This window comes from Mycobacterium gordonae (assembly GCF_002101675.1).
Classification (GTDB): domain Bacteria; phylum Actinomycetota; class Actinomycetes; order Mycobacteriales; family Mycobacteriaceae; genus Mycobacterium; species Mycobacterium gordonae.
The window spans coordinates 1-14,778 of record NZ_LQOY01000100.1; the positions used below are offsets into that span (position 1 = coordinate 1).

15 protein-coding genes are annotated in these 14,778 nt (G+C 66.5%); 10 read left to right on the forward strand and 5 right to left on the reverse strand.

The window, feature by feature from the left end; genetic code table 11:
* Positions 1-464, reverse strand: a 464-nt coding sequence (locus tag AWC08_RS16780; protein ID WP_142283636.1) for a PE family protein, incomplete at its 3' end; no start/stop codon positions are given.
* Positions 465-837: 373 nt separating this feature from the next.
* Here AWC08_RS16780 and AWC08_RS16785 point away from each other — a divergent pair.
* The 4 genes from AWC08_RS16785 to AWC08_RS16800 are packed head-to-tail and all read left to right on the forward strand — an operon-like array spanning position 838 to position 4,618.
* Positions 838-2,235, forward strand: coding sequence for a nitrate/nitrite transporter (locus AWC08_RS16785; RefSeq protein ID WP_069435023.1), 1,398 nt, complete (start codon positions 838-840; stop codon positions 2,233-2,235).
* A 34-nt stretch (positions 2,236-2,269) separates the two neighbouring features.
* Positions 2,270-3,415, forward strand: a complete 1,146-nt coding sequence (locus AWC08_RS16790) for a uroporphyrinogen-III synthase (protein ID WP_065136768.1) — start codon at positions 2,270-2,272, stop codon at positions 3,413-3,415.
* A complete protein-coding gene (locus AWC08_RS16795; protein ID WP_065136767.1) occupies positions 3,412-4,122 on the forward strand; it encodes a sirohydrochlorin chelatase in 711 nt (236 codons plus the stop codon). Before AWC08_RS16790 ends, AWC08_RS16795 begins: the two co-directional genes overlap by 4 nt.
* 46 nt (positions 4,123-4,168) lie before the next feature.
* A complete protein-coding gene (locus tag AWC08_RS16800) occupies positions 4,169-4,618 on the forward strand; it encodes a TetR/AcrR family transcriptional regulator (protein WP_065136770.1) in 450 nt (149 codons plus the stop codon).
* On the opposite strand, the gene nirD is transcribed toward AWC08_RS16800, so the two are convergent.
* Positions 4,615-4,983 carry a nitrite reductase small subunit NirD gene (gene nirD / locus AWC08_RS16805; RefSeq protein WP_065136766.1) on the reverse strand — a complete coding sequence of 123 codons (369 nt, stop codon included), beginning with the start codon at positions 4,981-4,983 and terminating at the stop codon, positions 4,615-4,617. The genes AWC08_RS16800 and nirD overlap by 4 nt on opposite strands.
* A gap of 13 nt (positions 4,984-4,996) precedes the next feature.
* Positions 4,997-7,558: a nitrite reductase large subunit NirB gene (gene nirB, locus AWC08_RS16810; RefSeq protein ID WP_083271360.1), complete on the reverse strand. Its 2,562-nt coding sequence runs from the start codon at positions 7,556-7,558 to the stop codon at positions 4,997-4,999.
* 215 nt (positions 7,559-7,773) lie between these two features.
* Between nirB and AWC08_RS16815 the strand changes: the two genes are divergently transcribed.
* A complete protein-coding gene (locus AWC08_RS16815) occupies positions 7,774-8,211 on the forward strand; it encodes an Hsp20/alpha crystallin family protein (RefSeq protein ID WP_065136765.1) in 438 nt (145 codons plus the stop codon).
* Positions 8,212-8,274: 63 nt separating this feature from the next.
* Here the strand turns inward: AWC08_RS16815 and AWC08_RS16820 are convergent, their stop codons facing one another.
* Positions 8,275-9,030 carry an isocitrate lyase/PEP mutase family protein gene (locus AWC08_RS16820; protein WP_069435025.1) on the reverse strand — a complete coding sequence of 252 codons (756 nt, stop codon included), beginning with the start codon at positions 9,028-9,030 and terminating at the stop codon, positions 8,275-8,277.
* A gap of 118 nt (positions 9,031-9,148) precedes the next feature.
* On the opposite strand from AWC08_RS16820, the gene AWC08_RS16825 reads away from it, so the two are divergent.
* The 5 genes from AWC08_RS16825 to AWC08_RS37110 all read left to right on the forward strand — a co-directional run bounded on the left by AWC08_RS16825 (position 9,149) and on the right by AWC08_RS37110 (position 13,276).
* Entirely contained in the window at positions 9,149-9,445 is a 297-nt protein-coding gene (locus AWC08_RS16825) for a hypothetical protein (protein ID WP_065132961.1), read from the forward strand.
* A 93-nt stretch (positions 9,446-9,538) separates the two neighbouring features.
* The gene (locus tag AWC08_RS16830) at positions 9,539-10,366 is read left to right on the forward strand and encodes a hypothetical protein (RefSeq protein WP_065132960.1); all 828 of its coding nucleotides are present in this window, start codon (positions 9,539-9,541) and stop codon (positions 10,364-10,366) included.
* Between the two features lie 52 nt (positions 10,367-10,418).
* Positions 10,419-12,344, forward strand: coding sequence for a fumarate reductase/succinate dehydrogenase flavoprotein subunit (locus AWC08_RS16835; RefSeq protein WP_065132959.1), 1,926 nt, complete (start codon positions 10,419-10,421; stop codon positions 12,342-12,344).
* A complete protein-coding gene (locus AWC08_RS16840) occupies positions 12,344-13,090 on the forward strand; it encodes a succinate dehydrogenase/fumarate reductase iron-sulfur subunit (RefSeq protein ID WP_065132958.1) in 747 nt (248 codons plus the stop codon). Before AWC08_RS16835 ends, AWC08_RS16840 begins: the two co-directional genes overlap by 1 nt.
* A gap of 30 nt (positions 13,091-13,120) precedes the next feature.
* Positions 13,121-13,276: a hypothetical protein gene (locus AWC08_RS37110; RefSeq protein ID WP_167544968.1), complete on the forward strand. Its 156-nt coding sequence runs from the start codon at positions 13,121-13,123 to the stop codon at positions 13,274-13,276.
* A gap of 49 nt (positions 13,277-13,325) precedes the next feature.
* Here AWC08_RS37110 and AWC08_RS39080 read toward each other — a convergent pair whose 3' ends face one another.
* On the reverse strand, positions 13,326-14,738 hold the full coding sequence (locus tag AWC08_RS39080; RefSeq protein WP_085087997.1) for a PE family protein: 1,413 nt from the start codon (positions 14,736-14,738) through the stop codon (positions 13,326-13,328).
* Between the last annotated feature and the right edge of the window lie 40 nt (positions 14,739-14,778).

Genomic DNA, 14,778 nt, shown 5'->3' on the forward strand with positions numbered 1-14,778 from the left:
CCACCGACCTGCCCGGCCGCCCCCGACCCTCCGTTGCCGCCGTTGCCCACCAAGATGCCGCCCGCCCCACCGCTGGCGCCGGACCCCGCTGCGCCGTCAGTGCCGTCGCCGATCAGCGGGCGTCCTACCAGCGCCTCGGTGGGGGCGTTGACGACATTGAGGATTTGTTGCAGCGGCGACACATTCGCGGCCTCAGCCCGGGCATAAGTGTTCGCGTTGGCAGTGAGGGTCTGCACCAACTGATCGTGGAATGTGGACAGCTGCGCGGACAGGCTCTGATACGCCTGCCCGTGGCCGGAAAACAGTGACGCCAGCTCCACCGACACCTCGTCGGCGCCGGCGGCCACCACCGCCGTCGTCGCAGCGGCTGCCGCCGCGTTGGCGCACCGGATGGCCGAACCGATACCGGCCGCATCGGTCGCGGCGGACGAAAGCGCTTCCGGGGCAACGATTAGATACGACATTGTGATCTGTTCCCTTCTGCTGCGGCTCGATGATCACTGTGGTGTGGCGCCGGCCACACGTCTCTCCGGTAACTGGGGGATTCGGGGGAGGAAATCTCCTCCCCCAGTTGGGGGAGCTGGGCCCGCCGGCGCCCGTCGAGGGTGAATCGCACGACGCGACACACCGGCGCAGCGTCGGGTCTTTCACACTCGGCAGCAACGAGTTTCGCCGTTTACAGCCAGCTGCCAGACAACTGGGACGCAACTTTCAGTCGATAACAGCTCTTTTGAGTTGACTGTCCTCAGCGCCTGGTGTGAGCATCGAAACCGACCTTGGCGCAAGCCTCTTCACTTCATGGTGCCCGTCGAGGTGCCCGGAAAGGTGAACCACCGAATGGGCCGCAACCGCCGCATCACGGACTGGAATCCCGAAGACACCACCTGCTGGGAGGCCGGAAACGACAAGATCGCCAGGCGCAATCTGCTCTGCACGGTGGCCGGCGACCATGTCGCTTTCTCGATCTGGACGCTGTGGTCGGTGATGACGCTGTTCATGCCCGCCGCGGTATACGGCTTCTCCGCCGGCGACAAGCTGCTCCTGGGTGCCGTCGCCACGTTCGTCGGTGGCTGCGCGCGCATTCCTTACACCCTGGGCATCGCCAAGTTCGGTGGCCGCAACTGGACGGCGTTCTCATCGTTCGTGCTGCTGATCCCCACCGGGTTGACCATCCTGCTGCTGGCCCACCCCGGCCTGCCGTTGTGGCCATATGTGTTGTGCGCGGCCATGACCGGGCTCGGCGGTGGCAATTATGCCGCGTCGTTGGCCAACGTGAACGCCTTCTACCCGGAGCGGCTCAAAGGTGCGGCGCTGGCGGTCAACGCCGGCTTGGGCAATCTCGGGGTCGCGGTGATCCAACTCGTCGGCCTGTTGGCGCTTGCCACCGCCGGCCATCAGGCGCCGTACTGGGTGTGCGCGATTTACCTTGTGGTGCTGGCGCTTGTCGGTATTGCAGCGGCGCTGTTCATGGACAATCTCGAGCACGGCATCGAACTGAACACCATGCGCTCGGTCCTGTTCGTGCGGCATACCTGGGTCATCTCGCTGCTCTACATCTGCACCTTCGGCTCCTGGATCGGGTTCGCATTCGCCTTCGGCCAGGTGTTGCAGGTCAACTTCGAAGAGCATGGCGAAACCGCCAAGCACGCCGCGTTGCACGCCGCTCAGATCGCTTTCGTCGGACCGCTGTTGGGCTCGCTTGCCCGGATCTACGGGGGCCGGTTGTCCGATCGCGTCGGCGGAAGCCGGGTAACGCTGGGTGTTCTGGGCGGCATGATCCTGGCCGCGGGGTTACTGGTGGGCATCAGCACCCATGACGACATCGTGCCGGATACCACCCGTTTCACGCTGATCGGCTACGTGTTCTGCTTCATGGTGTTGTTCATCCTGGCCGGCATGGGCAACGGCTCGGTGTTCAAGTTGATTCCGTCCATTTTCGAGGCACGCAGCCGTTCTCTGGATCTCGGCGAGCCCGAACGCCGCCACTGGGCGCGCGCCATGTCAGGTTCGCTGATCGGCTTGTGCGCTGCGGTGGGCGCACTGGGCGGCGTGGGGATAAACCTGGCCCTGCGCGAGTCGTATCTGCACAGCGGCACTGAGACTTTCGCATATTGGATGTTCCTGGGGGCTTACGTCTTCGCCGCGTGGATCACCTGGTGGATGTATGTGCGCCGCCCAGCCGCCCATGTGATGAAGGACGCAGTCGAGGGCAATGCTGCAGCAATTGCCAGGTAATGCTTCGGAAATGTGCTTGGCATACAACAGACATATGGCCCAGTCACCGTCTGCGCCACTCACTGGCTACCGAGTCGCAGTCACCTCAGCCCGCCGTTCGGAAGAGCTGTGTGCGCTGCTCAACCGGCATGGGGCGGAGGTCTTCGCCGCCCCCGCGATCAGCATGATCGCCCTGCCCGACGACGACGAATTGCACAGCAACACTGAAGCATTGATCACCGATCCGCCGGATATTCTGGTGGCCCACACCGGTATCGGCTTCCGCGGCTGGGTCGCCGCCGCGGAAGGCTGGGGTCTGGCGACCGAACTCATCGACTCGCTGGCGACGGCGCGGGTTATCTCGCGTGGGCCGAAGGCAACTGGTGCGCTGCGGGCGGCCGGGCTGCGCGAGGAGTGGTCGCCGGAGTCCGAATCTTCCCATGAGGTACTGGAATACCTGCTCGAGTCCGGGGTCGCCGGCAAGCGCATCGCCGTCCAGTTGCACGGCGCGGCCGACGGATGGGACCCGTTCCCGGAGTTCCTCGGCGGTTTGCGCGCCGCGGGCGCCGAAGTGGTACCGATCCGGGTATACCGCTGGAAGCCAGTGCCTTTGGACGGTGAGTTCGATCAGCTGGTCACCGGTATCGCCCGGCGGCAGTTCGACGCCGTGAGCTTCACGTCGGCTCCGGCGGCGGTGGCGGTGCTCGAGCGCAGCCGCGACCTGGGCATCGAGGATCAGGTGCTGGCCGCATTCCGCAGCAGTGTGCACGCGATGTGCGTCGGCCCGGTGACGTCGCGGCCGTTGATCCGGCAAGGCGTGCCGACCTCGTCGCCAGAGCGAATGCGGCTGGGCGCCTTGGCCCGTCATATCGCTGAGGAGTTGCCGCTGCTGGGTTCGTGCAGCGTGCGGGCCGCTGGCCATCTGGTCGACATCAGGGGAACCTGCGTGCTGGTCGACGGGTCGGTGAGGACGGTGTCCGGCTCGGGCATGGCGATCCTGCATGCGCTGGCGCACCGGCCCGGCGATGTGGTCGGGCGCGCCGAGCTGCTGCGGGTGTTGCCCGGCAACGGTGGTGACACGCACGCGGTGGACACCGCCGTCCTTCGTTTGCGAACGGCATTGGGTGACAAGAACATCGTTGCCACAGTGGTCAAACGGGGTTACCGACTGGCCCTCGACGGAGAGAACGACGCAGCATGAGCCTGATCCTGGCCGCCCACGGCACCCGCCGCTCGGCAGGTGTCGCAATGATCGGCGACCTCGCCGCCCGGGTGAGCGAACTGCTCGACCGCACCGTCGGGGTGGCGTTCGTCGACGTGCTGGGCCCCACGCCCAGCGAAGTACTATCAGAGCTGCGCGCCCGCGGTGAGCCCGCAATCGTGTTGCCGGCGTTCCTGTCTCGCGGCTACCACGTCCGGGCCGATCTGCCCGCGCACATCGAGGCCAGCGGGCACCGCCACGTGCTCGTGACGCCGGCGCTCGGACCCGGACCGCAGATCGCCAGGGTGTTGTTCCAGAATCTGCTGGAAATCGGCTGGCAGCAGGGAGATTCGGTGATTCTGGCCGCGGCGGGCACCTCGGATTCCCGCGCCCGCGCCGACCTGGACCTCGCGGCGACGTTGCTGTCGAGCCTGACGGGATCACCGGTGGATCTGGGGTTCGCCGCAACCGGCAGCCCGATGATCCGTGACGCCGTCGCCGCTGCCCGTGCCCGGGGTTCGCGCCGCGTAGTGGTCGCCTCCTACCTGCTTGCCGACGGCCTGTTCCAGGAGCGGCTGAACGGCTGCGGCGCCGACCTCGTGACGCGGCCACTGGGCACCCATCCTGCGCTGGCGCGGCTGGTGGCCGAGCGGTTCCGAGACGCCACAATCCGATCGGTCAGGATGCACTACCAGCGCACGGCGTGATCAACGACACTTGATGTTTGCGGGCATCGCGGGTAATCCTGGCAACATGGCCCGTAACGAAGAGCCCTCGCGAGGACTCCTCGACGATGTGGCGAAAATGCTCCGTTTACCGTTCCGGACACCGGAGTTCATCGACCGCATCTTCACCGGCAGCGTCAACCAGGTCGGCCGAAGAACGCTGTACATGTTGATCACCACCTGGGATGCCGCCGGTGGCGGGCCTTTTGCCGCGAGCGCGATCGCGTCCACAGGTCTGTCCAAGACCGCCGAAGTCGTGCAGTCCATGTTGATCGGTCCGGTGTTCAACCCGCTGCTCAAGATGCTGGGAGCCGACAAGATTGCGGTCCGCGCATCGCTGTGCGCCTCACAACTCGTCGGGCTTGGAATCATGCGCTACGGCGTCCGCTCCGAGCCGCTGCACTCGATGACGGTGGAACAGCTGGTGGACGCTATCGGACCGACGATGCAGCGTTATCTCGTCGGCAAAATCGACTAGGCAGCCATCCGCGCGGCGAACCGCCCGACCTGGATACGTCCGTCGGCCGTCACCCGCACCGGGTAGACGGGAACCGAGACTCGCTCGTCTTCCAGGCAGGAACCGTCGTTCAGCGCGAAAGCCTGCTTGTGGATCGGTGATTGCACGATGGCACGGCCGGACCGGTCGCCGACGATGCCGCGGGACAACACCGCCGCGCCGGAGAACGGGTCGACGTTGCCGATCGCGTGCAGGGCGCCGTCGTCAAGCCGGAACAGCGCGGCCTGAGAACCGTCGTCGAGCAGCACGCCGACGCCGCGCCCCGGGATAAGGCGGTCGTAGGCGCAGGCGGTGGTCCACGCCTGGATGTCGTTGATGGGCGTCATGATTCATTGCCTCCTAGGATCGAACTCGCGGAATGCCGATGGGGACAGGCACTTTGCGACCGGAACGTTCGGTAAATGTCACCGTCGGGTCGACGGCGTCGGGGGCGTTGACGAAGGAGACGAACCTCGACAGCTTGTCCGGGTCCTCCAGCACGCCCTTCCACTCGCACTTGTAGTTCGCGACGTGCCGCTCGATGGCGGCCTCGAACTCCCCGGCCAGGCCCAGCGAGTCGTCGCAGACCACCTCACGTACGTGATCCAGGCCCAGCGATTCCACCCACGGCGCGGTGCGCTGCAACCGATCTGCCGTACGGATGTAGTACATGAGAAACCGGTCGATGTAGCGGACCAGGGTGTCGGTGTCCAGATCGCCGGCCAGCAGTTGAGCGTGCTTGGGGGTCATTCCGCCATTGCCGCCGACGTACAGGTTCCAGCCCTGTTCGGTGGCGATCACCCCGACGTCCTTGCCCCGCGCCTCGGCGCATTCCCGTGCGCAGCCCGACACGCCCAGCTTGATCTTGTGGGGCGCCCGCAACCCGCGGTAGCGCAGCTCGAGGTCGATGGCCAGCTGCACCGAATCCTGTTGCCCGTAGCGGCACCAGTCGCTGCCGACGCAGCTCTTGACGGTCCGCAGCGCCTTACCGTAGGCGTGGCCGGACTCCATCCCCGCGTCGACGAGCCGCCGCCAGATCTCGGGCAGTTGGTCGACCCTGGCACCGAACATGTCGATCCGCTGGCCACCGGTGATCTTGGTGTACAGGCCGAAATCCTGGGCGATCTGGCCGATCACGATGAGGTGCTCGGGCTTGATGTCGCCACCGGGCACCCGCGGCACCACCGAATAGCTGCCGTTGCGCTGGATGTTGGCCAGGAAGTGGTCGTTGGAATCCTGCAGTGAGGCCTGCTCGCCGTCCAGGATGTGATCGGACCCGGTGGACGCCAGGATGGATGCGACGACGGGTTTACAGATGTCGCAACCCTTTCCGCTGCCGAAACGCTCCAGCAGTCCGGAGAAGGTGCGGATCTCGGTGGCCGAGATGATCTCGAATAACTCCGCCCGCGACTGTCCGAAGTGCTCACACAGCGCCTTGGACTGCTCGACACCCTCGGCTTCCAGCAGCTGCTTGAGCAGCGGCACACACGATCCACAGGACGTGCCGGCGGCGGTGCACGACTTCAGTGCCGGGACATCGGCGCAGCCGTCGGCGATGGCGCACTTGAGGTCACCCTTGGTGACGTTGTTGCACGAGCAGATCTGGGCCGAATCCGGCAGCGCCCCGATGCCCAACGCGCCGGCGGCGCCGGTCGATCCGGCCGGTGCGATGAGCGCCAGCGGATCGCCGGGCAGTTCACTGCCGACCATGGGCCGCAGCACCCCGTAGGACGACGCATCGCCCACCAGCACCCCACCGAGCAGCGTCCTGGCGTCGTCGGAGAGCACGAGCTTGGCATAGGTGCGGTTCACCGCGTCGTTGATGGCGACCTCGAGGCAATTCTCGGTGCTGCCCATCGCGTCGCCGAAGCTGGCCACGTCGACGCCGAGCAGCTTGAGCTTGGTGGACAGGTCCGCCTCCGGGAATTCCGCGGTGCCGTCGACCAATCGGTCGGCCACGACTTCGGCGCTGGTGTAGCCCGGTCCGACCAGGCCGTAACACCGGCCCTCGATGGCGGCCACCTCACCGACCGCGTAGATGTCGGGATCGCTGGCGCGGCATGCCAAATCGGTGAGGACGCCGCCCCGCGGGGCGACCTCCAGGCCGGCGGTCCGGGCCAGCTCGTCGCGCGGCCGGATGCCGGCCGCGAAGATCACCACACCCGCGTCGATCACCCGGCCGGTCGAAAGCTTCACCTTGAGCGATTCCGAGCCGTCCGAATGTGTCACGGGCTCAATCGATTCGGTGCCGGTTCCGACGTGGATGTCGATGCCGAGGTCGCCGATCATCCTGGCCAGCAACGCACCGCCCGCCTCGTCGATCTGCTGCGCCATCAATCGCGGCATCATCTCGACCACGTGCGTGGGCAATCCGAACTGGCGCAACGCGTTAGCGGCCTCGAGACCCAGCAGGCCGCCGCCGATCACCACCCCGGCATCGCCGCGACCCGACTCGACGGCGCGCTGAGCGCCGGCGCGGATGGCGTCGAGATCATCGAGGGTTCGGTAGACGTGGCACGACGGCAGGTCGTGGCCGGCGACCGGCGGGACAAAAGCATAGGATCCGGTGGCCAGGACCAGCGCGTCGTAGGCGTGGCTGTTGCCGTCGGCGGTGAGCACTGTCTTTGCGGCGCGGTCGATTTCGACGACGCGGGTGTTCAGCAGCAACTGCACCTGAGGGTCGCCGGCATAGTCGTTGCCCGGCAGCGCCAGCAGGCTGCGGTTCCAGCTTTCGGTGTAGGAGGTCAGGCCGACGCGGTCGTAGGCGGCGTCGGCCTCCTCGGCCAGCACGGTGATTTGCCAAGCGTCACTGGTGTCGCGGGCGCGCAGCGCCTCGACCATCCGATGGCCAACCATGCCGTGGCCGACCACGACCACGCGCCGGGCAGCGGCGCGCGCGGGAGCACTTCCGGCAGAAGACATGTCACGAGACTACGAACCCGATGTTGCCGGAAGTGACGCCGAATGTGACACCCTCATCACGCCGTCCTCACAGCTGGCAATCGACTGTGTGACGATGTTCGCTCTGGGCGAACACCCAGGTGGAACTTTAGCGTGGGGCGCTCATGTTTTATCGGGTAGCCGACCACCACAGCGTCGGACACAGCCAACTCACAACGAAGAGTAAGGAGTCACCCATGAGCAATCTCGCCTTGTGGTCGCGTCCGGCGTGGGACACCGACCGGTGGCTGCGGGACTTTTTCGGTCCGGCATCCGCCGACTGGGTCAAGCCCGCTGCCAGCGGTTTTAACCCGGCGGCCGAGATCTTGAAGGACGGCGACGACGCGGTAGTCCGGTTGGAGCTGCCCGGTGTCGACGTCGAGAAGGACGTCAACGTCGAGGTCGACAAGGGACGCCTGGTCATTCACGGCGAACACCGCGACGAGCACGCCGAATCCGAGCACGGCCGCACGCTGCGGGAGATCCGGTACGGGTCGTTCCGCCGGTCGTTCCAGCTTCCGGCGCACGTCACCGGCGAAGCCATCTCGGCGTCGTATGACGCGGGGGTGCTGACAGTGCGGGTCGCCGGCGCCTACACCGGGGCACAGCCGCAACGCATCGCCATCACCAAGTAGCGCGACCAGACGCAAAATCCCCCGACACGCCGAGCGTGCGGGGGATTTTGTGTCTGCTCGGCGCTACTGCCAGCGGGCGAGCAGTTCTTTCGCGCGGGCTGACAGCGCGTACTGCAAGAACGGCCCGAAGCTGATCCGGGCCACCCCGAGCGGGGCGAACGAGGCCGGGTCGTCCTGGTCCGGCGCCGCGATCGCGTTGACCGGCAGGGGCAACTCAGTTGCCAAGCGCCGCAACGTCTCCGGGTCGTGGCGCCCCACCGGGTACAGCACGTCGGCGCCGGCCTGTGCCGCTTCGGTCAGCCGCGCCACGGCCAGGTCGACCCGCGCCTCGGGGTCGCCTTCCTGACGCAGGAACACATCGGTGCGGGCGTTGAGCACCACGTGCACGCCGGCCGCATCGGCGGCCGCCCGGAGGGCACCCACCAACTCCGCGTGCTCGGCGGCAGACCGCAGCCGCCCGCCTTCGGAGTGCACCGTGTCTTCGATGTTGAGCCCCACGGCGCCGATCCCCAACAGGCCCTCGATCAGCCGCTCAGCCGGCTGCCCGTAGCCCGACTCGATGTCCACCGAGACGGGCAGATCGACCGCCGCGGTGATCTGGGCGACCCGGGCCAGCACGTCGTCGAACGACATGCCTTCGCTGTCGGGTTTGCCGACCGAGTCCGCCAGCGGGTGACTGCCCACCGTCAGCGCCGCAAATCCGGCGTCCGCGGCCAGCTTCGCCGACCAGGCGTCCCACACGGTCGGCAGCACCACGGGGTTGCCCGGTTGATGAAGCTGCAGCAGCACCCGGGCCTGTTCGGCTAATTCCAGCGGCATGGGCAGAAAGTCACTTTCTTGGCGGCGGGGCACACGTTGTCCGGTGTCCGGCACCGACAGCGGATAGTATCGACTGACGTATTGTGATCCGTAACACCTTCGGCCCAGGGAGCATCGATTGTCCACCGCCACTGAACTCACCGAACTGCACGAGCTGATGCGGGGACTGCGGCGGTGCGTGACCTCGCTGAAGTCGCGGTACGGAGACAATCCGGCGACCCGCCGCATCGTCATCGACGCCGACCGAATCCTCAGTGACATCGAGCTACTCGACAGTGATGTCGCCGAATTGGACCTCACCCGGGCCACCGTCTACCAATCCAGCGAAAAGATCGCCATCCCGGACACCCAGTACGACACCGACTTCTGGCGCGATGTCGACGACGAGGGTGTCGGAGGTCACAGCAGGTATTAGCAGACGCCCGACTGCGATGCCCGACTAAGGAGCGGGCGCTCATTCTGTGTACCCTTCGAGCTACAGCCCGTTCGAAGAGGAACAACACATTAGATGAGCGCACCAACGGCGAGCCGTTCTGAGTCCGGCGTCTTTTCAGCAACCCGAGCCCAAATCGGGCGCAAAACGCTTCGCACCGACCGGTGGTGGCTGCAGCCCCTGAGGATCAACCTGGGCTTCGCCGCTTTCGTCATCTACGCGACCGTGCGTGCGTTCCAGCAGGACTACTTCTTCGTCCCCAAGTACCACTACCTGACGCCGTTCTACTCGCCGTGCGTGAGCAAGGCCTGCGGTGAGGCCAGTGAGTTCTGGCCGCAGATCCTGCCGGACGTCTGGTGGTTGCCGTACGCGGCGTTGACCCTGCCGTTCCTGCTGCTGTTCCGGTTGACCTGCTACTACTACCGCGGCGCCTACTACCGCACGGTGTGGCAGTCGCCCACCGCCTGCGCCGTGGCCGAGCCGCGCGTCCACTACACGGGCGAGACCAGATTGCCCCTGATCATCCAGAACACGCACCGGTATTTCTTCTACATCGCCGGCATCATCTCGGTGATCAACACCTGGGACGCGATCGTCGCCTTCCACTCCGACGAGGGCCCCGGCGGATTCGGGTTCGGTTTGGGCAACCTGATCCTGCTGGGCAACGTCATCATGTTGTGGACCTACACGCTGTCCTGCCACTCCTGCCGGCACGTCACCGGCGGCCGGCTCAAGCACTTCTCCAAACACCCTGTGCGGTATTGGATCTGGACCCAGGTCAGCAAGATCAACGAGCGGCACAAGATGTACGCCTGGATCACCCTCGGGACGCTGATGCTCACCGACTTCTACATCATGTTGGTGGCCAGCGGCACCATCTCCGACCTGAGATTCATTGGCTGAACAGCCCTTCGGCCATCTTGAGAACGAATATCGAAAAGCTGAGTGAGGTTTCATGGTTGAGGTCGAACGGCACGCCTACGACGTAGTCGTCATCGGTGCCGGCGGCGCAGGGTTACGCGCGGTCATCGAAGCGCGCGAGCGCGGCCTGAAGGTCGCCGTGGTCACCAAATCCCTGTTCGGCAAAGCCCACACGGTGATGGCCGAGGGCGGCTGCGCGGCGTCGATGGGCAACGCCAACCCGAAGGACAACTGGCAGACCCACTTTGGCGACACCATGCGTGGCGGCAAGTTCCTCAACAACTGGCGGATGGCCGAGTTGCACGCCAAGGAGGCACCGGACCGCGTCTGGGAGCTGGAAACCTACGGCGCGCTGTTCGACCGCACCAAGGACGGCCGCATCAGCCAGCGCAACTTCGGCGGGCACACCTACCCGCGGCTGGCGCACGTCGGCGACCGCACCGGCCTGGAGCTGATCCGCACCATGCAGCAGAAGATCGTCTCGCTGCAGCAGGAGGACTTCGCCGAGTTCGGCGACTACGAAGCCCGGATCCGGGTGTTCGCCGAGTGCACCGTCACCGAGCTGCTCAAGGACGGCGACGCGATCGCCGGGGCGTTCGGCTACTGGCGGGAGAGCGGCAACTTCGTACTGTTCGAGGCGCCCGCGATCGTGCTGGCCACCGGCGGCATCGGCAAGTCGTTCAAGGTCACCTCCAACTCGTGGGAGTACACCGGCGACGGGCACGCGCTGGCGCTGCGGGCCGGTGCGACGCTGATCAACATGGAGTTCGTCCAGTTCCACCCGACGGGCATGGTCTGGCCGCCCAGCGTCAAGGGCATCCTGGTCACCGAGGGCGTCCGCGGGGACGGCGGCGTATTGAAAAACTCCGAAAACGAACGGTTCATGTTCGGCTACATCCCGCCGGTGTTCAAAGGCCAGTACGCCGAGGACGAGCAAGAGGCCGACCAGTGGCTCAAGGACAACGACTCGGCTCGTCGCACCCCGGACCTGCTGCCCCGTGACGAGGTGGCCCGCGCGATCAACTCCGAGGTCAAGGCCGGCCGCGGCACCCCGCACGGCGGCGTCTACCTGGACATCGCGTCCCGGCTGACCCCGGCCGAGATCAAGCGCCGGCTGCCGTCGATGTACCACCAGTTCATGGAACTGGCTGAGGTCGACATCACCAAGGAACCGATGGAAGTCGGGCCCACCTGCCACTACGTGATGGGCGGGGTCGAGGTCGACGCCGACACCGGTGCGGCCAAGGTTCCCGGACTGTTCGCCGCGGGCGAGTGCTCCGGCGGCATGCACGGCTCCAACCGGCTGGGCGGCAACTCGCTGTCCGACCTGCTGGTGTTCGGCCGGCGCGCCGGGCTGGGTGCGGCCGATTACGTGCGGGCCCTGAGCAGCCGTCCCGCGGTGTCGGAGCAGGCGCTCGAGGATGCCGCGAAGTTCGCCCTCAAGCCGTTCACCGGACCCACCGACGGCTCGGCCGCGGAGAATCCGTACGCACTGCAGATGGATCTGCAGCACGTGATGAACGACCTGGTCGGCATCATCCGCAAAGAGGAAGAAATCACCCGGGCACTGAAGCTGCTCAAGGAGTTGTGGGCGCGCTACCAGAACGTTCAGGTCGAAGGACAGCGGCAGTACAACCCGGGCTGGAACCTGGCGATCGACCTGCGCAACATGTTGATGGTCAGCGAATGCGTGGCCAAGGCCGCGCTGACCCGCACCGAGAGCCGCGGCGGTCACACCCGCGACGACCACCCGAGTATGGATTCCAGCTGGCGCAACACGTTGCTGGTGTGCACAGAGGCTTCGCAGGAAGAGGCCGAGACAACCGGCGACCACATCACCATCACCCGCCAGGAGCAGATCCCGATGCGGCCAGACCTGCTGGAGCTCTTCAAGGTCTCCGAACTGGAGAAGTACTACACCGCCGAAGAGCTGGCCGAGCACCCGGAACGGAGAGCGTAATGGCGTACAACGCAAGCATGCGGGTCTGGCGCGGCGACGAAAGTGGTGGCGGGCTCGAAGAATTCACCGTCGAGGTCAACGAGGGTGAGGTGGTGCTCGACGTCATCCACCGCCTGCAGCAAACGCAGACGCCCGATCTGGCGGTGCGCTGGAACTGCAAGGCCGGCAAATGCGGTTCGTGCTCGGCGGAGATCAACGGCCGGCCCCGGCTGATGTGCATGACACGGATGTCGACGTTCGAAGAGAACGAAGTCGTCACCGTCACCCCGATCCGCACCTTCCCGGTGATCCGCGACCTGGTGACCGATGTGTCGTTCAACTACGAGAAGGCCCGCGAGATCCCGTCGTTCGCACCGCCGAAGGAACTGCAGCCCGGCGAGTACCGGATGGCCCAGGTGGATGTCCAGCGCTCGCAGGAGTTCCGCAAGTGCATCGAGTGCTTCCTGTGTCAGAACGTCTGCCACGTGATCCGCGATCACGAGGAGAACAAGCAGGCGTTCGCCGGGCCGCGCTATCTGATGCGGATCGCCGAGCTCGACATGCACCCGCTGGACACCGCGGATCGGCAGAAGCAGGCTCAGGAGGAGCACGGGCTGGGCTACTGCAATATCACCAAGTGCTGCACCGAGGTGTGCCCCGAGCACATCAAGATCACCGACAACGCGCTGATCCCGATGAAAGAGCGGGTCGCCGACCGCAAGTACGACCCCGTCGTCTGGCTGGGTAACAAGCTGTTCAGGCGTTAGTCGCCGCGCGCAGCCGGGTATCCGGTTGGCATGCGAGGAACGACCAGCATCAACGAGATTCGAACGGCGATCCGGGAGTTGTCCGTCCGCGCCGAGCTGGCGCGCAAAGAGGGACGGCACGACGACGCGGGTGAGATCGAACAGCGGATCGAAGGCTATCGTGCGGAACTGAGTCAGCGGCCCTAGGCGAAAGGTGGGCCTGCCGGCTCAAATGGCGACCTGTGTGGCGAGGGACTCAGATTCCTGGGAAGGAAGCTAGAGCACCGTTGGACCCACCGCCGGCGCCGCCGCCGCCGGCACCGAATTGGTTGCCTGCGCCGCCGCCGCCCCCACCGTAACCGGCTTTGCCGATCAACATTCCGGAAGCGCCGCCGTTGCCGCCGAAGCCGCCGTCATGGGGGCCTTGGCCGCCGAGACCGCCGTCGCCCCCAGCTGCTGGGCTGTATCCCCAGCCGCCATTGCCGTTTTCGAATTGGAAGCCAACACCGCCGGAGGGGCTGACGCTGCCGCCCGCGTAGCCGTACCAACCGTTGTTATCACCGCCAGGGCCGCCATGGGCGCCACCGCCAGGACCGCCGGAGCCCCCAAGGTAGTAGTCACCGTAGCTGCCGGAGCCGCCCAAGGAGCCGTTGTCGCCGCCGGCGCCGTCGGCACCGCTACCCCCGCCCCCGCCACCGCCACCGGCGGTGCCGCCGCTGCTCAGGCCGCCGCCGCCGCCTCCGCCGCCGCCGCCGTGGCCGATTACGAATCCGCCGTCGCCACCGTTACCCCCCCAACCGCCGGTGGCTTCGATGCCGGTACCGGTGTAGTGGCCGCCCCCGCCGCCGCCGCCCTGGCCGCCGTTTCCGATCACATAAGCCTTTCCGCCGTTACCGCCTTTGGCGCCGGGGCCGCCGCCGCCCCCGTTGCCGCCATGGCCGTAGGCGATACCGCCATTACCGCCGTTGCCGCCATCAATGCCGAGGCCGCCGTAGCCCAGGGCGCCGATTCCGCCATTGCCGCCGTTGCCGATAATCCAGGCGTCCCCGCCGTTGGCTCCGATGCCGCCGTTGCCGCCATTGCCGAAGATCAGACCGCCATGCCCGCCGAAGCCGCCGGGGGTGCCGGCGCCGCCGGAACCGCCGTTACCGCCGTTGCCGAACAGCCCAGCGTCTCCGCCGGCGCCACCCGGCGTCCCGGGTCTGGTGCTCACACCGCCGGCGCCGCCGTTGCCGTACAGAATGCCCCCCGACTTGCCGGGCCGCCCCACCCCGTCAACGGTCTCCCCTGCGGCGCCGTCGCCGATCAGAGGGCGCCCCAGCAACGCCTCAGTAGGCGTGTTCACCGCGCCCAGCAGCTGCTGACCGAAGCCCTGCAGAATGGCACGATTGGCGACCTCGGCGCTGGCATACGACCCCGCAGCACTGCTCAGGGCCTGGACGAACTGCTCATGAAGCACTGCCGCGTGCATGCTCTGCGCCTGATAGGTCCGGGCGCGCGCGCCCAGCAACGCCGCGACTGCCCCCGAGATCTCATCGGCGCCCGCGGGCAACAACGCCGTTGTAGGCGCCACCGCGGCGGCGCTGGCCGCCCTGATATCTGAGCCGATACTCGCGATATCACCGGCCGCCCCCGCCAAAACCTCTGGATTCGCAAAGACGAATGACATCCACACCTCACCGAAACGCCGACACAAGACGTCCGACCAA

Bases quoted from the DNA above. Each gene is read 5' to 3' on its own strand.
- AWC08_RS37110 (WP_167544968.1), top strand. From the start codon at position 13,121: ATGCGAGGAACGACCAGCATCAACGAGATTCGAACGGCGATCCGGGAG.
- AWC08_RS16835 (WP_065132959.1), top strand. From the start codon at position 10,419: ATGGTTGAGGTCGAACGGCACGCCTACGACGTAGTCGTCATCGGTGCC.
- AWC08_RS16800 (WP_065136770.1), top strand. From the start codon at position 4,169: ATGGCCCGTAACGAAGAGCCCTCGCGAGGACTCCTCGACGATGTGGCG.
- AWC08_RS16790 (WP_065136768.1), top strand. From the start codon at position 2,270: ATGGCCCAGTCACCGTCTGCGCCACTCACTGGCTACCGAGTCGCAGTC.
- AWC08_RS16830 (WP_065132960.1), top strand. From the start codon at position 9,539: ATGAGCGCACCAACGGCGAGCCGTTCTGAGTCCGGCGTCTTTTCAGCA.
- AWC08_RS16785 (WP_069435023.1), top strand. From the start codon at position 838: ATGGGCCGCAACCGCCGCATCACGGACTGGAATCCCGAAGACACCACC.
- AWC08_RS16815 (WP_065136765.1), top strand. From the start codon at position 7,774: ATGAGCAATCTCGCCTTGTGGTCGCGTCCGGCGTGGGACACCGACCGG.
- nirD (WP_065136766.1), bottom strand. From the start codon at position 4,983: ATGACGCCCATCAACGACATCCAGGCGTGGACCACCGCCTGCGCCTAC.
- AWC08_RS39080 (WP_085087997.1), bottom strand. From the start codon at position 14,738: ATGTCATTCGTCTTTGCGAATCCAGAGGTTTTGGCGGGGGCGGCCGGT.
- AWC08_RS16820 (WP_069435025.1), bottom strand. From the start codon at position 9,030: ATGCCGCTGGAATTAGCCGAACAGGCCCGGGTGCTGCTGCAGCTTCAT.
- AWC08_RS16795 (WP_065136767.1), top strand. From the start codon at position 3,412: ATGAGCCTGATCCTGGCCGCCCACGGCACCCGCCGCTCGGCAGGTGTC.
- AWC08_RS16840 (WP_065132958.1), top strand. From the start codon at position 12,344: ATGGCGTACAACGCAAGCATGCGGGTCTGGCGCGGCGACGAAAGTGGT.
- nirB (WP_083271360.1), bottom strand. From the start codon at position 7,558: ATGTCTTCTGCCGGAAGTGCTCCCGCGCGCGCCGCTGCCCGGCGCGTG.